The sequence below is a fragment of the Spirosoma fluminis genome, from assembly GCF_054778895.1.
Map to the genome: position 1 here is coordinate 200,488 of NZ_BAAGZD010000003.1, position 17,882 is coordinate 218,369.

The following is a 17,882-nucleotide window of genomic DNA, read 5'->3' on the forward strand; positions in this document are numbered from 1 at the left end:
ATCACGTGATTCTACCAGATCTTTCCTGACGTTACAACTGCTTGATTCGCTCTTTGACCTCGGCCACGGTATACGTATCGTCGAGCCGATGACTGTCGAATACCATGAAATAGCGAAACTGGTTACCGGCTTTGTCGGCCCATTTGCGGCCCAGGCGGTTTTTGGCTTCGCTGTCGGAGTTGTCGCGATCGTCGCCTTTGGTTTCGAGCAGGATGATTTTGCCGCTTTTCGTGTAGAGGATAAAGTCGGGGTAGTGGTTCGATTTGAAGCCGTTAATGGCGAACCCTTTGCCACGACCCAGGTTGCGGTGCCAGAACACGACGTTCGGCAGGCTGGCGATGTCGGCGATGATTCTGGCTTCAAACTGGTTCATCTGCCCTTCGCGTTCGTAGAGTGATTTACCGATGGGATTGCCCAACACACCCGGCACAATCGTTTTTTTGAACGTGAAGCCTGCTTCAACCGATATTCGGCCCAGGTCCAGCAGTTCCCTGAACTGTTCTTCGGCGTATCGGTCGGCCAGGGCCTGAATCTTTTTTCTGATCTTGTCTTTATAGCTGTATTCCCGCGCCAGCAGGTCTTTAATCCGCTCGCTGTCGAACGTAGCGAAAATACGTTCGAGGTACAGCTTGATCTGCGGGTCAGGAATCGGGTACATATCGCCGATCAGTTGCAGCATCCGGTGCGCCAGGTCTTTAATCTGTCCGGCTTTGGGTTTGGCCAGAATGTAATCGACAAACACGTCGCGTACGGCTATGTTGTCGATTTGCAGGTACACCGGCCGGTACTGGTTGCCCTGCGTCCGTTCCAGGTCGATCTTGTATAATTCGCTGTCAACCTCGTCCCAGTTGATCTTGATGTCTTCTTCCGAGAGCTTGAAACCGCCCAGCAAAGCCTCCTGATTTAGCGGCCTTTTTTTGCCTTCGCCAAAGATACCAAGGTTGGGTACGTCCAGATAAAACTGCGGCAGACGCAGTTGCCCGGCCAACGTAACAAAGTCGTCTTTAAGCTTATACTGCCTGACCTTATCCCCCATCTCCTGAACTATTGGCGTGTCTGCGGTGTCGGTTTGCTTTGTGATCTGCTCGGTGAACGCCTGGTTCTTCTCGCTGGCGAGCTGCGTGATCGTTTCTATTGTTGTAGTGATAACGGGCACAACGGCTTCGTCAGGATTGAACTGAATCTGCTCCGGTCGAATCTCATCGGCCGGCTCGGCCACAACAGCCGGTTGCTCTTCCGGAAAGAGAAAACCCGATAGTACCTGTTCTTTAGGCTTAGGCGCTTCGGCGGTGGCCTGCGGATCTTCGGCACGGTAGTCGTTGCGGCTGAATCCGGCTGATTCCAGTCCGCGAATGATGTTTTGCAACGTATCGCTGAATTTCGCCGATGCGGTCAACACGTACGATACGTTCAGCAGATCGCTTTTGTGCCGCATGACGTACGGTTGCCGCAGCACCCGCCCCAGAATCTGCTCGACATCTACCGCCGACGACCGGTCGGCCAGCGACGCCAGTATGTAGGCGAACGGACAGTCCCAGCCTTCTTTCAGAGCATTGACGGTAATGATGTACCGCACCTCGCAGGCCGGGCTCATCAGGTCTACGCCGTTGAGTTCGTTGATCGTAGCGGTCTTAATTTTTATGTGCGACTCTGGAATATTCAGGCCCAGCAACTGCGCTTTCAGCTTCTGGAACGTAGTATTTTCTTCGCCAATTTTAGGCTGGGCCTGGAACAGCACAATCGGACGAATGTACCGCCCACCAGCCTTTTGCTCTGCCTTGGCCAGGAGTTCCAGTTGCCGTTGCAGGTTCAGGGCGCTTTCCACCACCTGCGACTTGTCCTTGTGGTTATAGGCAATGACCGGCAGCTTCACCATGTGCTCTTTCTTGAGCTCAATGGCCGGGACGAAGCTGATGATGTTGGCGTTTTTCTTGGGCGTAGCGGTCAGGTCCAGAATGAACGACGGGTTCAGGTTGCGGAGCATCTCCACGCTCAGGTCACTTTCGGCGTTGTGGCTTTCGTCGACGACAACTACGGGCGTCAGGCTGCGAATGACGTTGATGAGCGCCGTTTCGTCGGTATCGGGCAAAACGTGATCGGTGCCGCCGTACTGCCGGGCAAATAAGGCCAGCGCGCCGTTTTCCTCGAAAATCTTGCGGTCTTCTTTCTTGGTGGCGCGTAAGCTGCCGAAGCTCAGCACAAACACGCTCAGTTGCTCGCGCACCACCGACGGATTGAAATTGGAGCCTTGCAGCAGGTCTTTCTTCTGGTAGATGGCGACGCGGTGACTGAACAGACTGTCGAGTTTGCGCCGGTACGGGTGGCCGGGGTCCGACAGGTTCCGCACGGTCTGGTCGAGCAGGTTGCTCCAGGGTACCAGCCAGACCACGGCCTTAGGGCGATCGCTGGCGTAGGCGTCGAACACGGTACGTAGGGCGTTCAGGGCGATGAAGGTTTTGCCGCCCGCCGTGGGCACCTTCACGCAGACATGGGGCGTACCCGGTACGTTGTTCTGGTACGGCCGCATGCCTTTGCCGTCGAGCGGGTCATATTCGCCTACTTCGTCCTGCCAGAACAGATTATAGGCTTCGGCGTAGTTCTGGTGTTGCTGGGTATAGTGCAGGTAGCGGTCGAGGTCGGTCAACACGCCCGCCTGGTAGGGTTTGAGTTCCATGAAGGCGGTGGGCTAGAATCGGGAAATATCTCTCGGAATCTTTTTGAACACAATCCGACGTTGCTGCAGCCAGTCGCGGGGGAGCAGGCAGTTGTCGGCGTAAATGACGTACTGTTCGGCCGGGGTTCTGATCGTGGCCAGAAAATCGTAATCGAGCGTTGTCAAAGCCTCCGGTTCATAATAAAAATAGTAGGCCGTTTCGTAGTGCTTGCCCAGGAAATGCGCCGTTTCATCGGTGATTTCGAACGTAACGGGCAGGGTGGTTTTGGTTTCGGTATACCAGACGTATTCCCGAATTCGGTCTGTCGGAATTTGGTCATTGAGCAGTTGATCTTCTGTGAAGACCGGCTCACCAAGGGTGTAGTAGCTGAATCCTCCACCCGTGCCGGGTTTGTCGCCATAGCCGTTCATAACGCGCCTGACCCGCTCCGCCGTGATGGTTTCGGCATAATCTTCCATCTCCACCAGAATGAATTGACGATTTCCGCCGTCCTGCTGGTTTAGATTCAAAACCGCATGAGCCGTCGTACCGGAGCCAGCAAAGGAATCGAGTATGATGTCATTGGGGCCGGTTGCGAGTTGAAGAATGCGTTCAATTAGCTTTTTAGGTTTAGGAGTATTAAAAAGGTTAGTGTCACTACCTTCGAATATATTCCTTAGCTCAACTTTAGCGTCCGCATTTTGACCCGCATCGCTATGTGTCCACCAAGTAGTAGGTACAACTCCTTGTTTGGCTTCGGACAAAAACTTCTTTACTCTTGGTATGCTTTGACCATCACGGCCCCACCATATTCTTTTGTCTTGTTCAAGATTTTGATACGTTTCTTTGGATATTCTCCAATAAGTGCCTTTAGGTGGCAGATGCTCTTTACCGGTTGGAGCAGTTATAAGATAACTTCCTAAGCTATAGTAGTTTCTAGCTTGTATTGCATTGGTTGTCCAAGGGCCACGTGGATCATTATCTGGATTCGTATATGTCTCATCGAGACCCTCGCTTCGAGGTAACAGATTTCTTTTCCATTGTTCCACTTTTTTAGCATAGACAACTACATATTCATGCATGTCGGACAGATACTTAGCTGAGTTTTTAACTGTGAATATCTTTTGCCAAGCCACGTAAGAAATAAAATTATTCTCTCCCCAAATCTCATCCATCATGAGCTTCAAACTTGCCTGCTCATTGTCGTCGATGGAAATGAAAATGGCTCCATCTGGTGACAGCAGTTTATAAAGCAGTTGAAGGCGGGGATACATCATGCACAGCCACTTATCGTGGCGGCTGAGGTCTTCACTTTCTTTACCAACGACCTTGCCTAACCACTTTTTGATCTTCGGGTCGTTCACGTTGTCGTTATACACCCAGTTCTCATTGCCGGTATTGTAGGGCGGGTCGATGTAAATGCACTTTACGCGGCCTTCGTAATACGGCAGCAGGGCTTTGAGCGCTTCGAGGTTATCGCCGTGGATGATCTTGTTCTCGGCAGACGTATCGCCGACGGCATATTGCTGATCGAGTACCCGAAACGGTACGTCGTGGTGGTGATTAATTACTTTCTCTTTCCCAATCCAGGTCAGGGTAGGCATTGTACGCGTTCGGCGGTTTTTGAATGAAACCCCGAGGCTGAGAGGGCAAAAAAACAGGGTACGCAACCTCCGCTGCTCAACATTCTATCTCAGGAAGGCACCGCCAAGCGCCCAGCGAGGGTTAAATGCAGAAACAGCAAGAGGGCGCACCCGTCCGGGCGCGTCCTGCTTGACTGTTTCCTCCCCTCGCTTAAAAAATTTGGCGGTTTTTCCTGAAGGGGAAACTGTAAGCAACGCTATATCTTTATGTCAGAATAAGTTGTCTTTTCGGGTTTGTCGGTATATGTCTTTAGGATAAAAACTGAATGGCAAGTTAACCCATCATTCGGTTGTGAACAAGTGCAATGTTGGGCTTGTAGGCGACTTTTGACAGTAGTTTATTCAGCAACAACTGGTTGCAATAATGTAATTGTATATGGATGTATAACCGACATCACCCTAACCAGTTCACGTAAATTACAGCAGACTTTTGTCATCCCTCCTATCGTCGGGATGACAAAAACACACTCAAAGTAAAATCTTAAACAGCCTTATTGGCTTCCACCGGCAATCACAATACCACAAACTCGACGCGTCGGTTTTGCTTCCGATTCGCTTCACTGGTGTTGGGCACAAGCGCATCAATGGGGCCGCGCCCAACAGCTTTCAGGCGGCCCCTGGCAATTCCCTTACTAACCAGATAATTGATAACCGACTGACAGCGGTCGCGGGAGAGCGTTACGTTTAAATCAAAATCGCCCTGATTATCCGTGTGGCCGCGTATTTCGAGCTGCAGCGACGGGTTTTCCTGTAGCATAGCCGCCAGTTGGTCGAGTTCAGGAACCGATTCCGGACGTATCACCGGAGAACTCTGGTCGAAATAAAGATTCTTCAACTGAACCGGCTTCGCCTTCTCCACTACGCCGAACTGTTTGTTGGTAATGACAGGGACTTTTATGGTGCCTGACAGAACCGGTCTCCGAACGGCTGGAGCCGGGGCTGGCGTCTCCACAGTCGGCGTTTTCACGGATTTTACCACCGCTTCGGGCAGCGCCTGAGCCTCCGTGGCAGTAGTAGGCGATTTTACCGGAGATAACAGCACCTGGGCTTCGTTCTCGGCACTGTCCAGCCGGATTGGCTTTATAAAACTTCCGTAGCCAGCCGCCGAACTAGCCAACTGATAGACTCCCTTACCGGGCAGTTCGGTTTTCACCTTGCCCGTCGTGGAATCGGGCGTTAACAACAGGGTCGCGCTTCCGGCTTTGCCCGAAATCGTGAAATGCGCATCATTGATGATCTTCCGGGTCCGGCTATCCACCGCCCACACGATCAGCTTGATGCCGGCGGGGTCTAGCTGCGCATCGAATTCGTACCGATTACCCGTTGGCGACATGGCAATCGTCATTGTCCGCTTAACGGTCGTGTAGCCCTCTCCGCCGACCTCAATAGTTAACACATCGGGGGCGGTATACAGGCACTCCAGCTGGCCGTTCAGCAAGACAAACGACTCCTGCTTTTTCGTGTTTCCGGACGTAATTCTGACTCTGGCAGATGCGAGAGGCTTACGGATATCAACCGCAAACGCTTTGATCGTCAATACGCTGGGTGCGGCTTTGCGCCCCGAATCCACCGGCGCAGATTTTACCAGAACCGGGTTAGCAGTACTCAGCGGTGCCCTGGTGCGGGAGTAGTCCACTTCCTTGTTCTGGGCCATACCCTGACCGACAGACAGCGCATACACCACGGCTGCCAACAACAGCCTACCGCCATAACGAAACAGGAACGGGCCGTTCACCTGCGGTAGAGTCAGCATCGCCTTTTTTAAACAGCCTTTAATGGCGCGCTTCCGCCGTCGGCACCGGCGGGTTAATCATGATGTGGGCGCGGTGCGTACCGGGGTCCATGATCCAGGGCATACCCGGCGCTTCGGGTTTCAGGGGCAGGCCCGTGCTCTCGGCGGTGGCATACGGAATGTAGACGACGTAGCGCAGGTAGCCATCTTTCACCTCACCGGTTGCCGCGTTGACGTTTTCGTCTTTGGCGGTGTACGAGTACAAGGTCGACGGGTGAGTGGGCATAGTCAGCTTCTTGTCTTTAACTTCCTGCTCCCGAATTTTCAGAATTTCGTCGGCTTTCTTCCCCTCCTGTTTCAGCACCCGGCCTCGTTCCATAAACGGGTCCAGATCGCGGTGGTAGCACGATACGTTCAAGCCCTTCTGGCGAGGATCGTCGGCCAGACACACCATCTCATTCGTTCCTTTACGGAGTACGACAAATTCATTCTTTGGCGAGTAGCCGTATACGGTAGCGCCGTCGCGTTTGTCAGCCGGAGCGGCCAGCACGGCTGTTTTTATCTGGATATCGGCAGAGGGTACGGTGGGCGTTTGCGCGAACGTAACGGCAATAAGCCCTTGTAAGGCAACAACAAGAACAGGCGTTTTCATGGTCAGTATCCGTTTATGCAGTAAGGAAAATCAATCCGACTACTACTCAAAAAGCGGTAGTGAGCATGGTTATAACGGCTTTGGGCTCTCACTCCCTGCACATGTCAACCATACATTCAGTAGCTTTGTAAAAAGTAGAATGCTATGACCACCGAAATACGCAAAGGAGCAACTGCGGAAGAGATCAAAGCCCTGCTGGCCAAAAAAAAGGCCAGCGGTAAAGGCTTACGACCGTTCGTTGGAAAATTAAAGCGCGGTCTTGACGGAATGACGTATCAAAACGAGGTGCGTAATCTGATTTCGTTAGTGTAATACTAATAGTGGTAACGGCACTGGATGATGTGCAACCGTTCAGCATCAGCCCGATAGACGAGACGATGTTCATCCGTTATACGACGCGACCGCCCGGCGGCCCGGCAAAAGCCGCTCAGGTTTTCCTTAAGCGGCTCTGGTTTACCTCTCCCTTCGAATGGTGTTCGCAAACATTCTTTGATCAACTCGTTAATACGTCGAAGAACCGTTTTATCTGTTTGCTGGCAATAGATATAGTCTTCCCAGGCGTCCTTATCCCACGATAGGTTCATTGTTATTCTTCAATCAGCCCGTGATTCTCATACTCTCCCCGGTTCGAGCGGTCAACAGCATCCATTAGCCGATTTCTATTTCTTTCAGAACTAAGCAGATGAAGCGTTTCTTTCAGGGAATTATATTCCCGCAACGAGATAAGCACTACGTTTTTGCTTCCGCTGCGATTAATAATAACCATATCCCCATCATCGCTAACCTGATCGAGTTTAGCCTTCATCGAACGTCGAAACTCGCTATAATTTATAACCTGCATACTTTACATTTAATCTTTATACGTACAGAATTACGTACTTATATTATTTAAACCTATTGATACCCTCTGGCCTGCAAGCCAAACAGTTCAGCGTAACGACCATCTTTTTCCAATAGCTCATAGTGCGAGCCAATTTCGAGCAACGTACCATTTTCTAGCACCAGAATCCGGTCGGCCATACGTACCGTTGAGAAACGGTGCGAGATAATCACCGACGACTTGCCTTCGGTCAGTTTCGCAAACCGCTGGAACACCTCATATTCGGCACGGGCGTCGAGGGCCGCGGTCGGTTCGTCGAGGATAATGAGCTGGGCATCGCGCATATACGCCCGGCCGAGCGCTACTTTCTGCCACTCACCCCCCGACAGTTCAACGCCTTTGCCGAACGAACGACCCAGCTGCTGGTCGTAGCCTCCGGCCAGCTTGGCAATAACCGTATCGGCCAGGCTCCGCTGGGCTGAGGTTTCGATACGTGGCTGATTGGTACGCTGATCAATATCGCCAACGGCAATGTTCACTCCCGCCGACATTTTGAAGCGCGTATAATCCTGGAAGATAACGCCGATGTTCCGTCGCAGCTCCATCAGATCATACTCGCGGAGGTCATACCCATCCAGCAAAATACGTCCTTCGGCCGGGTCATACAGCCGGGCCAGGAGCTTAACGAGGGTGGTCTTCCCCGCTCCATTTTCGCCCACCAGCGCTAATTTTTCACCGGCCTGTAACATAAACGACAGGTTCCGTAACGCCCACCGCTCGGAGTTGGTGTACTTGAACCCGACGTTCTCGAATACGAACCCCTCGCGAATTGGGTTCGGAAACGGACGGGTGGTGTTGGGCGAGTGAATCAGCGGCTTGATGGCGAAGTAATCGAACAAATCCTGCAGATAGATGGCCTCCTGAGTCAGACTGCTGAACTGAAGCAGAATGCCTTCCAGCGAACTCCGTACCTGCCGGAACGACCCCGCCAGAAAGGTCAGGTCGCCCAGTGTAATCTGGCTGTTCACCGCCCGCATCACAATCCAGACGTAAGCGCCGTAGTAGCCTGCCGTACCGAGTGCCGTCAGCAGGGTTCCCCAGCCAGCCCGGCTAATGGCCAGCGCCCGGTTCTTCGTAAAATACTCCCACGAGAGGCTGCGAAACCGATCGATCAGAAAGCCTGAGAGCCCGAAAATTTTAACCTCTTTGGCCGTTTCATCGCTGGCACCAATGTAGCGCAGGTAGTCCAGCTCACGGCGTTCGGGGGTCCAGGAGCGCGAAAGCGAATAGCTGCGCTGATTAAAATAATTGTCGCCAATGAACGACGGCGTTACGGCGATCAGAATCAGCAGCAACAGCCAGGGGTTATACACCGCCAGTCCGACCGCCAGAAAACCCACCGAAATGAGTTCCTGCACCTGCCCGAACACGCCCGACAACAACACCGTCCGGCCCGTTGTCTGCCGACGGGCCCGTTCGAGTTTGTCGTAGAACGTAGCGTCTTCAAACTGTTCCAGGTCGAGCGTGGCCGCGTGCTCCATCAGGCGGATTGAGGTCTGATTCGCGAACAGATCGCCCAGCAGGCTATCCATCAGGGCTACGGCCCGCCCGAGTCCGGTGGACAAAATTGCCAGTCCGAACTCGGCCGCAACCAGCCACCAAAGGTATTCGGTGCTGCCGTTGTCGGGGTGTTTGGTGAGGTCAACAACCTGATCGATGATCAGCTTCCCAATGTATAACGTAGCGGCTGGAATGGCGGCCCGAATCAGCCGCAGGGCCGCGTTACCCAGAAATAAACCGGGTGACGTTTCCCAGACCAGTCGAAAAAAAGCGGGCAGGTTACCTAACGCTGCGAAGCGTTCGCGCCAGCTTATTTGTTCCTTAGTATCAGTGGAGTTAACGTGTGGAGTTACAGGTTTTGCCATACACGTAAAAGACAAGTGCAACTGGGGATTAGTTCAGTTGAACTTGCCTTACTGCTCCCCATCAATAGCATCGCTCAGCCCCTAACTTTTTGACTATAACAAGCGAAACTCATCACGTTTCAACGCTGTTGAAACGGGCGTTTGGTTACCTGCCTTCCATGCTAACAATTGACATCTGCTGACGCCTGGTCAGGCGTCAGCAGATGTCAATTGACTAGCTTACACAGAATGCATAATCTTAGCATACTCTTCGAGGCAAAGTCACCTGTTCTTTCATGTAGATTACAAGCAGGGATTAAACGAATTTAATTTCACAAAGCAGCCTCATCGTGCGTTTTGGATAGATATACATCCATTCGTACACCTTATGAAATCTAACAGATTTTCGCAATACTTCGAGAAACTTGCGTCACGCGCTACGCAGGCCACTGGTTCATCAACCGCATTTCTGCTGGCGCTGTTGACCGTTGTTGTCTGGCTCATCACCGGACCCATTTTTGGCTACTCCGACACCTGGCAACTCATCATCAACACCGGCACGACCATCATTACGTTCCTGATGGTATTTCTGATTCAGAAAGCGCAGAACAAAGATTCACTGGCAATGCAGATCAAGCTCAACGAACTGATTGCCGTCAATCGGAAAGCCAGCAACCGGCTGCTCAATGTAGAAGACCTGACCGAAGCTGAGTTACACGTTCTGCACGACTTTTTCGGGCGATTGGCCGAGAAAGCAAAAGCAGAGGCCATTTTTGTGGAGTCGCACTCGATCGAAGAGGCCGAAGAGATCCACGAAGAGAAAACCGAAGACTTACAGAATCGACGCCGACGCCGTACGCATCAGTCCGCTTCGACAAACGAACATACGGACCAGTAACCGCAGAACCGCCCAGGCGATTGGTAATTTGTGTTTACATTTGGCGTATGAAGCGTCTTGCCCTTATGTTCTGTCTGCTTTCGGTCGCCATGCGGGCCGAGGAACCCTCAGGCGTTCGATTTTTTATGGGGTCGTGGCAGCAGGTACAGGCCGAAGCCAGTCGTCAGCATAAGCCGATCTACGTTGACTTTTACACAACCTGGTGTCCGCCGTGCCGACGAATGACAAGGGAGGCTTTTCCCAATCCACAGATTGGGGCCAAGTTTAACGGGCATTTCATTAATTATCAGCTAGACGCTGAACGGGGAGAAGGCGTTCAATTAGCCAAAACATACGCCGTTTCCAGCTATCCAACCGCCCTGTTCATCACGCCCGCGGGCGAAGTGGTTCACCGGGCGGTTGGGTATGCAGGTATCAATGCGATGCTGAAACAGGCAGACATGGTGCTGGACATGCCCAAAATGCGCCGGTCGCTGGCGAAACGCAAACGTGCACTTTCGGCCGAGCCCATTCCCGTCCCGCAAAACTTGCCCGACTCGGCAGTTGTGGACGGACGGTAGTATTGACATACGGGAGCTTTGCACCTACTCCAGATAACAGAAAGACAGGCAAAGCAAAGAGTACTTTCAGGTTTTACATTACTCGGGCACTTTGCATCCTTCTGAAGCTTGCTGCTTGAGTTGACTTTCCAGCACCGTACCGTTGATCTCCGCCCAGTGTTCAATGATTTTACCGTCTTGTAAGCGATAAAACCGGTAGCCGCCTGTACTGACCTGCGCTCCAGTAGGATCAACTCCACGCCATACCCCAATATGGGTCATTACCATCTTAACCTTAAGAATTGTCTTGTAACCTTCAGTGACCTGGTCTTCGATAAGGGTCTGGTGGGAAAACGACTGGCTGGTCGCCTGAATCCATTTCACTAGACCGATGCGGTCAGGGGGTAAGGCTGCTGGTAACGAGTGGTCGACATAATCCGGATGAAGATATTCACCTAATCTGTCATACTGTTGTTGATTCCAGACTTCTTCAATGAACCTGGCGGCTACCTGTTTAACCTGATCTACTTCCATCGCATTTAATATTTATCTAACGCAAAAGTAGGCACGCAGTAAAGGTAAGCTGTGTGACAAAAGTCAAAAAACGAAGCTATCTCAATCGCCGAATCCGGCTCAATGTCTCCCGTCGAATGCCGAGGAAGGAAGCCAAATGACTTAATGAAACTCGCTGGGTTAAAGAAGGATGTTTTTGGGCGAACAAATCGTAGCGCTCTTTAGCTGAATACAGTTTAAACCAGGTTGCGTATTCTTCCTGCTCTTCCAGTAGTGTTTCCAGTAACTTACGACCAAAGGCTTCAATCTGATGAGATGCCTGATAAAGCCGGATCAAATCTGTTTTAGTGATGCCTAAAACCAGTGAGGGTTCGAGGGCCTGAACCGTTAGTTCGGATGGATGCCCGGCGCGTAAACTTTTCAAATCAGTGACAAAGGAGTTTTCGGCAGTAAATGCCACGTTCCATTCGTCGCCATCCCTGCTATGAAAACTCCGTAAGAGTCCCGTTTGCAGAAAGAAGATATGCCTGCATACTTGCCCAGGATGTAGGAGAAGCTCTCCTTTATTAAGCTTATATTCAGTCAGTACGTTGTCAAAAACTGGCCACGTATCGTTATCAAGTTGTGTCAACCTCTTGAGTGTATCACGCATGGCAATGTTGTTGTATAAGTACTTAGTAGGCTAAGCAACGCCAGCAGCAAAGGCTTCGCAACATAGGTTTTCAGCCATACGCAACTCCTGCATCAGACTGGCTAAACGGTACTGACTGGCTTCCGGATCGACAAAAACTATAGCTGACCTACCGGGTTAAAACCCCATTTTCATCTCGTGCCGCTCACCCGATACGGTCTGTTCTTCCAGATTGAAGATGTCGGCCAGCGTCATGGCCTCGTTCGTGCGATACTCCATGCCGAGGTGCGACAGCAGGTCGTTGGCTTTTGGGGGGGCCAGTTTTCCAAACGCATAGTCGACCATCAGGCGCCCTTTACGTAATAAGGCCTTATCCAGCAGGTGTTTGCTGGCGTTGAACGTAGCAATTACCTGAATGTGCATGCAGTCGGCCAGCAGCCCATCCGTCAGGTTCAGGATGTTCGAGACGCTGTTGGTGTCGCCACCGGCTTCGCGCGATTGCAGAATCCGCTCGGCATCCTCAATGATCAATACCGAGTCCTTGTTATCGAGCAGAAACGGAATGATTTCGGGCGAGGTCAGGTAGTTGGTCATGTAAGGCGGCAAAATGAGCATATCCTTTTTGACCAGCGAACTGAGGTATTTGATGTACGTAGTTTTGCCGGTTCCGGGCTCACCATGCAAGAGGATAAGCCCTTTGCTTTTCGGCTGGGCCAGCAGGTTTACCAGCCGCTCGTGAACGGGCGGAAAGTCGGCATTATAATGCAGTTCGAGATTTATATCGGGAGGCAGAATCTCAACCCGTTCGGTATGCAGCCCACCCAGTCCGCTCTGAATGAGATAGATATGCGTCTGATTGTCTTCGTGGACGTATTTATGCTCCTGCAAGCCTGTTAGCAACGTCCTGGCCGAAGCCTCGTCGCGGTAAAACCCGTACAGCCGAAAGAACCGTTCGCCAACAAACTCAGCTTTCAACAGGACCCCGTCCTCATGCTGGTAAATCCGTTCCACAATGCTCCAGCCTTCGTCGGCAACGCGGGCCGAGTGATTGATCAGTGCGAACCCCCGGCTGTCCAGCAGATCGCGGCCCGACAGCCTGAAATCGTCGTTGAAGTGCAGATAATTCGGGTAGCTGCCAAAGGCCTGGACAAAGTGCGGAGCCAGCGGAAACTCCCGGTCGAGGTCGCTGGGAATGTATAGATTCTGGATCGTTTGTTGGTTGGGCATACGACTGTCGGCCGTCAGGTAGCGAAACATGTCGGCCCTGGAAATCTCTTCGTGGGGTTTCAAACGGGCGTTGGATTACGTTTCTAGGGGACCAAGTTACCCAAAATTCGACAAATCGCCTAACCGTGAGGTCGACTCGGCACAAGCAACTTCTGGCCTTACGAACTCACGTTTTAGACGTAGTTACGCTAATACGTAAATCTCAGGCTGTTGGGCGAGAAGCGCAGCATGAGTTCGTGTACGCTTTTCTGGTAGTACAGCCTCGCGTTCGGGCTCTCGGGTGTGTCGGAGTTGAAGATATACCCTAACCGAATCGCCTTCGTCAGTTGATATTCCGCCAGTGCCTGCAGGTAATTCGTCTGGATCAGGCCGGGGCTATTCTGCCGGTACGATACGCCTAACCCGACCTGTTCATTGAACCAGGCCCTTACGTTCAGATCAACTCCCAGAGGCCGGTCGGTGATCTTGGAAACAAGCACCGAGGGAATCAGTACGGTATTATCGCCGACGAGAAACTTCATACCCGCCTGCGCCATGATCGGCCGAACGCTTTTGTACAGGAACCGCCCCGCCAGGTCCAGCGTCTGGCCGGTCAGCTCAGGTGCCGAAAGCCCACCAAAAAAGCGGTCGGACTGGTAATAAATCCCAACGCCAAAGCTGCCGATGGCCCGGTTCACGCTCGCTGCGGACGCAAAATCATACAGAGGCAGTACGTTCACACCGCCCTGAACGCCAACTGACAGCTTCGCCAGAGCCGGCAGATTAAACCGATAGGCAACGCTTCCGTAGACGCCCGTTGCGGCAAACAGCCCCATCCGGTCGTTGAGCGCCTGAAAACCCAGCCCTATCCGTCCATTCGCAATGGGCCCATCGGCCGATACGCTCTGCGTAACCGGAGCGGCCCGGACTCCGAACCACTTCCGCCGGAGAAACGCCGATAACTGGAACGACTCCCGACTGCCGGCATAGGCGGGGTTGATACTCAACGGATTGAGCAGATACTGCGAATACAGGACTTCCCGCTGCGCCCGTGCCTGCTGACAGACCAACGCAAGAACGCAGACGAGCCCAACGATTTTCTTCGGGTGAAAACTAACCATATACCAAACGAGTAAACAGCCAAATTGGGGCGTTTTACGCTAAAAACCTAAAATGGCTGTCGATAGCCGGATTCCCTTCTACCAATAGCCATTCCAGATTCCTGTCGCTTGCCCTAGCTTAATTTCAGAATTTTAATCTCTGTCCGGCGGTTCTGCTGGTGCTGTTCTTCGGGGCAGTTCACCCCGTCTTTGCACTTGTTCAGCAAAGCGCTTTCGCCGTACCCTTTGGCAGTCATCCGTTTAGGTGAAATTCCTTTTGACTTCAGATACGTAACGGCGGCTTTTGCCCGGTTGGTCGACAGCGTATTGTTGTACTGAGCCGTAGCCCGACTGTCGGTATGCGACCGCATTTCAATGGTCATTTTTGGGTATTTGTTCAACAGCTCGACCAGTTTATCCAGCTCCGTGGCGGCATCGGGCCGAATGGTTGCCTTGTTCAGGTCATAATAGATGTTGTCGATCTTGATCACATCCCCTTTTTTGAACATGGTCAGGTCGGCTGAGCCGGAGCCGTCTTTCGCAATCCGGGTGCCGCTCGTTCCCATGTTGTCCTTCATGGCTTCGAGTGAGTAGTCGCAGCCCGGACGTACCGTGAATTCGTAGCTGCCATCCGCCCCCGTTGTCGTTTCCTGCGACGTACCGTCGCATTCATTGACAAGCACCACTTTTACGCCCACAATCGGCTTCTTGTCCGTCTGGGTCGTTACGCGGCCACGGAGAGTTGTGGTGGCTGGTTTTTCGGGGGCTTTTGGCTTCATCAGCGCAATCTCCAGCCGCGACGGACCATCGTCCGACATGTACCGGGTTGAGAATCCTACTTTGTTGTCGAGGTACCCTTCGCGGGTGGCCAGGAAACTAGTTTCGCTGTCGGCATCCAGGCAAACGCGAACCAGGCCATCGGCATCGGTTTTCAATTGTTTCTGGCTCGATCCGGCGGCATTGTCGTAGGCAAGGGCCGTGTTGGCCAGCGGCTCTTTCGTATCGGCATCGAACACGCTGACGGTCAACTCACGACACGGATACAGAGACCCTTCGCGGGTGAATCGGTACACATCATCGTCGGCTCCGCCCCGTTTGCGATTGCTGCTGAAATAGCCCGATTTACGATCGCCATCGGTTACGATACCAAAATCATCTTTGGGTGAGTTGAGAGGCTCGCCCAGGTTCCGCACGGTCGTGGCCTGTCTGCCTTCGTTGGTGAGCTGCGCATAAAACATATCCAGATCGCCTAATCCGGGCTGACCATCGGACGAGAAATACAGGTTTCCTTTTTCATCAACAAATGGAAACAGCTCATTCCCTTTCGTGTTGACTTCTTTTCCCAGATTCACCGGTTCGCCCCACTTGCCGTTTGTCAGGCGGGATACGTAAATATCGGTGCCGCCAAACCCACCCGGCCGATCTGAAGCAAAGTACAGCAGCTGGTCATCCTTCGACAGCGCCGGGTGTCCGCTTGAGTATTCGTCATTGTTAAACGGTAACTCTTCGGCTTTACCCCAGATGCCGTTCGTCTGCGTAGCGGTATACAGTTTGAGTTTATTAACGCCGTCTTTACTCTGGCGGTACTCGCCCTCGTTGTAGTTGTTGCGGGTGAAGATCACGCGCCGGCCATCTTTGGTGAACGTAGCGGGACCCTCGTGGTATTTCGTGTTGAGGGTTTGGCTGAAGCGGTCGGCTTCGCCGATGGGCTGATCTTCGTAGCCGAGGCTGATGTTGGTGCCGCCGTAGAAGCCAACCGTGCGGGTGTCATTGGCCGTTGGCGCGGTATAATCGTCGCGGCCGAGCGGGCGAATTACCTGCGTGCGGGTACGGCGGGTGCTCTTTGATCCACCCAGCGACGATGCCTTCGCGCCCCGCAGCGATTTTAACTCCGGTACGTAGTACAGATCCAGAAAAGACGTACTGTTCCAGTTGAATACCCGCTTGATCCCGTTTCCACCATGACCGGCGGAAACAAACACCAGGCCTTCTTTATACAGCATCGGGCTGAACTCCGCCTTGCGGGTATTCATGGTCAGGAACTCGACCTTATAGCTCCCCGCGTTACGTGTCAGGTTACTCACATCCCGGTATAGCTTGGAAAAAACCGGACCGCGCTTATCCGACGCCTGCAGGGTTCCGTATTTATCATAGGCTTCCTGAGCTTCGCGGTATTTGCCGTTACTGGCCAGCGACTGGGCATAATACAGGTAGTAGGGCCCATAGTCCGGGGGTAAACTGCTTCCACTGACCAGGTCGCGATACACGCGTTCGGCATTGGGCATATCCCGCAGCTGCTGATAACTATACCCTAGTCTGGCTTTTGCGGACCGCAGTTCGGCTTCCGACAGCGACGTGGGCGTTTTCAGCACCTGTTCGTACAGTTCAATGGCCTTTGCGTAGGCGAGTTGATCGAACTGACGATCGGCCTGTTTAAGTGACTGTGCCAGTACGGTATTCGTGAACAGCCAGAGAAATCCGAATAGCGAAACGATACGTGTCATACACTCTGATGGTTGGAAAACGCGGCAAAGGCCCCAAAAGAAAAGGTATATTCTCTCGCTCTGGAGAACATACCTTCCCGTAAGCAAATACTGCGCCGAAGTTAGAAGTAACGAGGAGTCAGAATGCGGTTTTTGCCGAAGCCAAATTCGTAGCGAAGCATGATCTCGTGCGAACTGGGGGCTATGTCCTTCAACTGGTTCATCGTCCGGTCGTAGGCGTAGCCAAAGCGGAACTGGTCCGTAAGCTGCACCTCCAGCATACCGACAAGCGCATCGGTCGAATAGTTATTCCAGGTTGAGAACTGATTTCGACGTATCGATGCACCAATGGCGATCCGATCAGCAAACCAGAAGTTGATGTTGGCATCAAATCCCAATGGCGCGCCTTCGGCGTACTTCACCAGCATCGACGGTTTCATCTTCACGACCGGGCTGATACCGACCACAAAACCCGCGGTTAAATAGGCGTGCCGACGCTGCACGGACCGGTAATCGCCCGAAGCATACTCCGAAATCTTGTTTTTGATCAACCGGGGGACGGATATACCCAGGTACGAGCGGTCGTTGCTCAGGTAGATACCGGTTCCGAAGTTTGGCAACACCTTGGAGATGTTACTGGCAAACGCCGGATCGGACTGCGGAGAGCCATCCGGGTTCGTTTTCACGTTGGCCAGGTTCCACTGAAAGCTGGACGCTCCTCCCTGCAAACCCAGGGATAGCGTACTCTTGGTGCCGACTTTAATGCGAAAGGCATACGACGCAAAGGCCCCTGCTTCCTGCATCTCCCCGAACTTATCCCCGTATAACTGTAGCCCGATACCGACCCGCTCCTGATTCAGCGGCATATCCATCGTGAAGGTCGCCGTTTGCGGACTGCCCGGCAGGCCCGTCCACTGGTTGCGGTACAGCGCCGACATGCTCAGCACATCCCGACTGCCGGCATAGGCCGGATTGAGGGCCATCATGTTGAACATGTACTGCGAGAACATCTTGTCCTGCTGCGCCCGGAGGGGGCTGCTGCCGATCCCAAGGATCAGCAGCAGCGCGACTGCCCAATGTTTCGTTGAAAACTGATTTGACATCGGT

Annotated in this window: 16 protein-coding genes; 3 read left to right on the plus strand and 13 right to left on the minus strand. The window is 52.7% G+C overall.

All coding sequences use genetic code 11. From position 1 onward, the window contains the following. Positions 1-31 precede the first annotated feature (31 nt). The 4 genes from ACYVBJ_RS02840 to ACYVBJ_RS02855 all read right to left on the minus strand — a co-directional run bounded on the left by ACYVBJ_RS02840 (position 32) and on the right by ACYVBJ_RS02855 (position 6,681). Entirely contained in the window at positions 32-2,674 is a 2,643-nt protein-coding gene (locus ACYVBJ_RS02840) for a DEAD/DEAH box helicase (RefSeq protein WP_460980790.1), read from the minus strand. A gap of 12 nt (positions 2,675-2,686) precedes the next feature. Beyond that, positions 2,687-4,258, minus strand: a complete 1,572-nt coding sequence (locus ACYVBJ_RS02845; protein WP_460980791.1) for a site-specific DNA-methyltransferase — start codon at positions 4,256-4,258, stop codon at positions 2,687-2,689. Between the two features lie 550 nt (positions 4,259-4,808). Next, entirely contained in the window at positions 4,809-6,050 is a 1,242-nt protein-coding gene (locus tag ACYVBJ_RS02850) for an OmpA family protein (protein WP_460980792.1), read from the minus strand. 19 nt (positions 6,051-6,069) lie between these two features. Beyond that, on the minus strand, positions 6,070-6,681 hold the full coding sequence (locus tag ACYVBJ_RS02855; RefSeq protein ID WP_460980793.1) for a hypothetical protein: 612 nt from the start codon (positions 6,679-6,681) through the stop codon (positions 6,070-6,072). A 144-nt stretch (positions 6,682-6,825) separates the two neighbouring features. On the opposite strand from ACYVBJ_RS02855, the gene ACYVBJ_RS02860 reads away from it, so the two are divergent. After that, the gene (locus ACYVBJ_RS02860) at positions 6,826-6,993 is read left to right on the plus strand and encodes a hypothetical protein (RefSeq protein ID WP_460980794.1); all 168 of its coding nucleotides are present in this window, start codon (positions 6,826-6,828) and stop codon (positions 6,991-6,993) included. Between the two features lie 2 nt (positions 6,994-6,995). Here the strand turns inward: ACYVBJ_RS02860 and ACYVBJ_RS02865 are convergent, their stop codons facing one another. The 3 genes from ACYVBJ_RS02865 to ACYVBJ_RS02875 are packed head-to-tail and all read right to left on the minus strand — an operon-like array spanning position 6,996 to position 9,426. Then, complete coding sequence (locus tag ACYVBJ_RS02865) at positions 6,996-7,265, minus strand: Txe/YoeB family addiction module toxin (RefSeq protein WP_460980795.1); 270 nt, start codon at positions 7,263-7,265, stop codon at positions 6,996-6,998. Between the two features lie 2 nt (positions 7,266-7,267). Continuing rightward, on the minus strand, positions 7,268-7,522 hold the full coding sequence (locus ACYVBJ_RS02870; RefSeq protein ID WP_460980796.1) for a type II toxin-antitoxin system Phd/YefM family antitoxin: 255 nt from the start codon (positions 7,520-7,522) through the stop codon (positions 7,268-7,270). Positions 7,523-7,575: 53 nt separating this feature from the next. After that, positions 7,576-9,426 (minus strand): ABC transporter ATP-binding protein, encoded by a 1,851-nt coding sequence (locus ACYVBJ_RS02875; RefSeq protein ID WP_460980797.1) that lies wholly within the window; start codon positions 9,424-9,426, stop codon positions 7,576-7,578. A 367-nt stretch (positions 9,427-9,793) separates the two neighbouring features. Between ACYVBJ_RS02875 and ACYVBJ_RS02880 the strand changes: the two genes are divergently transcribed. Next, a complete protein-coding gene (locus tag ACYVBJ_RS02880) occupies positions 9,794-10,303 on the plus strand; it encodes a low affinity iron permease family protein (RefSeq protein ID WP_460980798.1) in 510 nt (169 codons plus the stop codon). A gap of 47 nt (positions 10,304-10,350) precedes the next feature. After that, a complete protein-coding gene (locus tag ACYVBJ_RS02885) occupies positions 10,351-10,863 on the plus strand; it encodes a thioredoxin family protein (RefSeq protein ID WP_460980799.1) in 513 nt (170 codons plus the stop codon). 78 nt (positions 10,864-10,941) lie between these two features. Here the strand turns inward: ACYVBJ_RS02885 and ACYVBJ_RS02890 are convergent, their stop codons facing one another. The 6 genes from ACYVBJ_RS02890 to ACYVBJ_RS02915 form a co-directional block, all read right to left on the minus strand. Continuing rightward, positions 10,942-11,376, minus strand: coding sequence for an ester cyclase (locus ACYVBJ_RS02890; protein ID WP_460980800.1), 435 nt, complete (start codon positions 11,374-11,376; stop codon positions 10,942-10,944). A gap of 76 nt (positions 11,377-11,452) precedes the next feature. After that, the gene (locus tag ACYVBJ_RS02895) at positions 11,453-12,007 is read right to left on the minus strand and encodes a Crp/Fnr family transcriptional regulator (protein ID WP_460980801.1); all 555 of its coding nucleotides are present in this window, start codon (positions 12,005-12,007) and stop codon (positions 11,453-11,455) included. 156 nt (positions 12,008-12,163) lie between these two features. Beyond that, complete coding sequence (locus ACYVBJ_RS02900) at positions 12,164-13,276, minus strand: AAA family ATPase (RefSeq protein WP_460980802.1); 1,113 nt, start codon at positions 13,274-13,276, stop codon at positions 12,164-12,166. Between the two features lie 125 nt (positions 13,277-13,401). Further along, positions 13,402-14,313: a PorP/SprF family type IX secretion system membrane protein gene (locus tag ACYVBJ_RS02905; protein WP_460980803.1), complete on the minus strand. Its 912-nt coding sequence runs from the start codon at positions 14,311-14,313 to the stop codon at positions 13,402-13,404. 113 nt (positions 14,314-14,426) lie between these two features. After that, positions 14,427-16,796: an OmpA family protein gene (locus ACYVBJ_RS02910; protein ID WP_460980804.1), complete on the minus strand. Its 2,370-nt coding sequence runs from the start codon at positions 16,794-16,796 to the stop codon at positions 14,427-14,429. A 101-nt stretch (positions 16,797-16,897) separates the two neighbouring features. Beyond that, positions 16,898-17,878 (minus strand): PorP/SprF family type IX secretion system membrane protein, encoded by a 981-nt coding sequence (locus ACYVBJ_RS02915; RefSeq protein WP_460980805.1) that lies wholly within the window; start codon positions 17,876-17,878, stop codon positions 16,898-16,900. Positions 17,879-17,882: the final 4 nt, after the last annotated feature.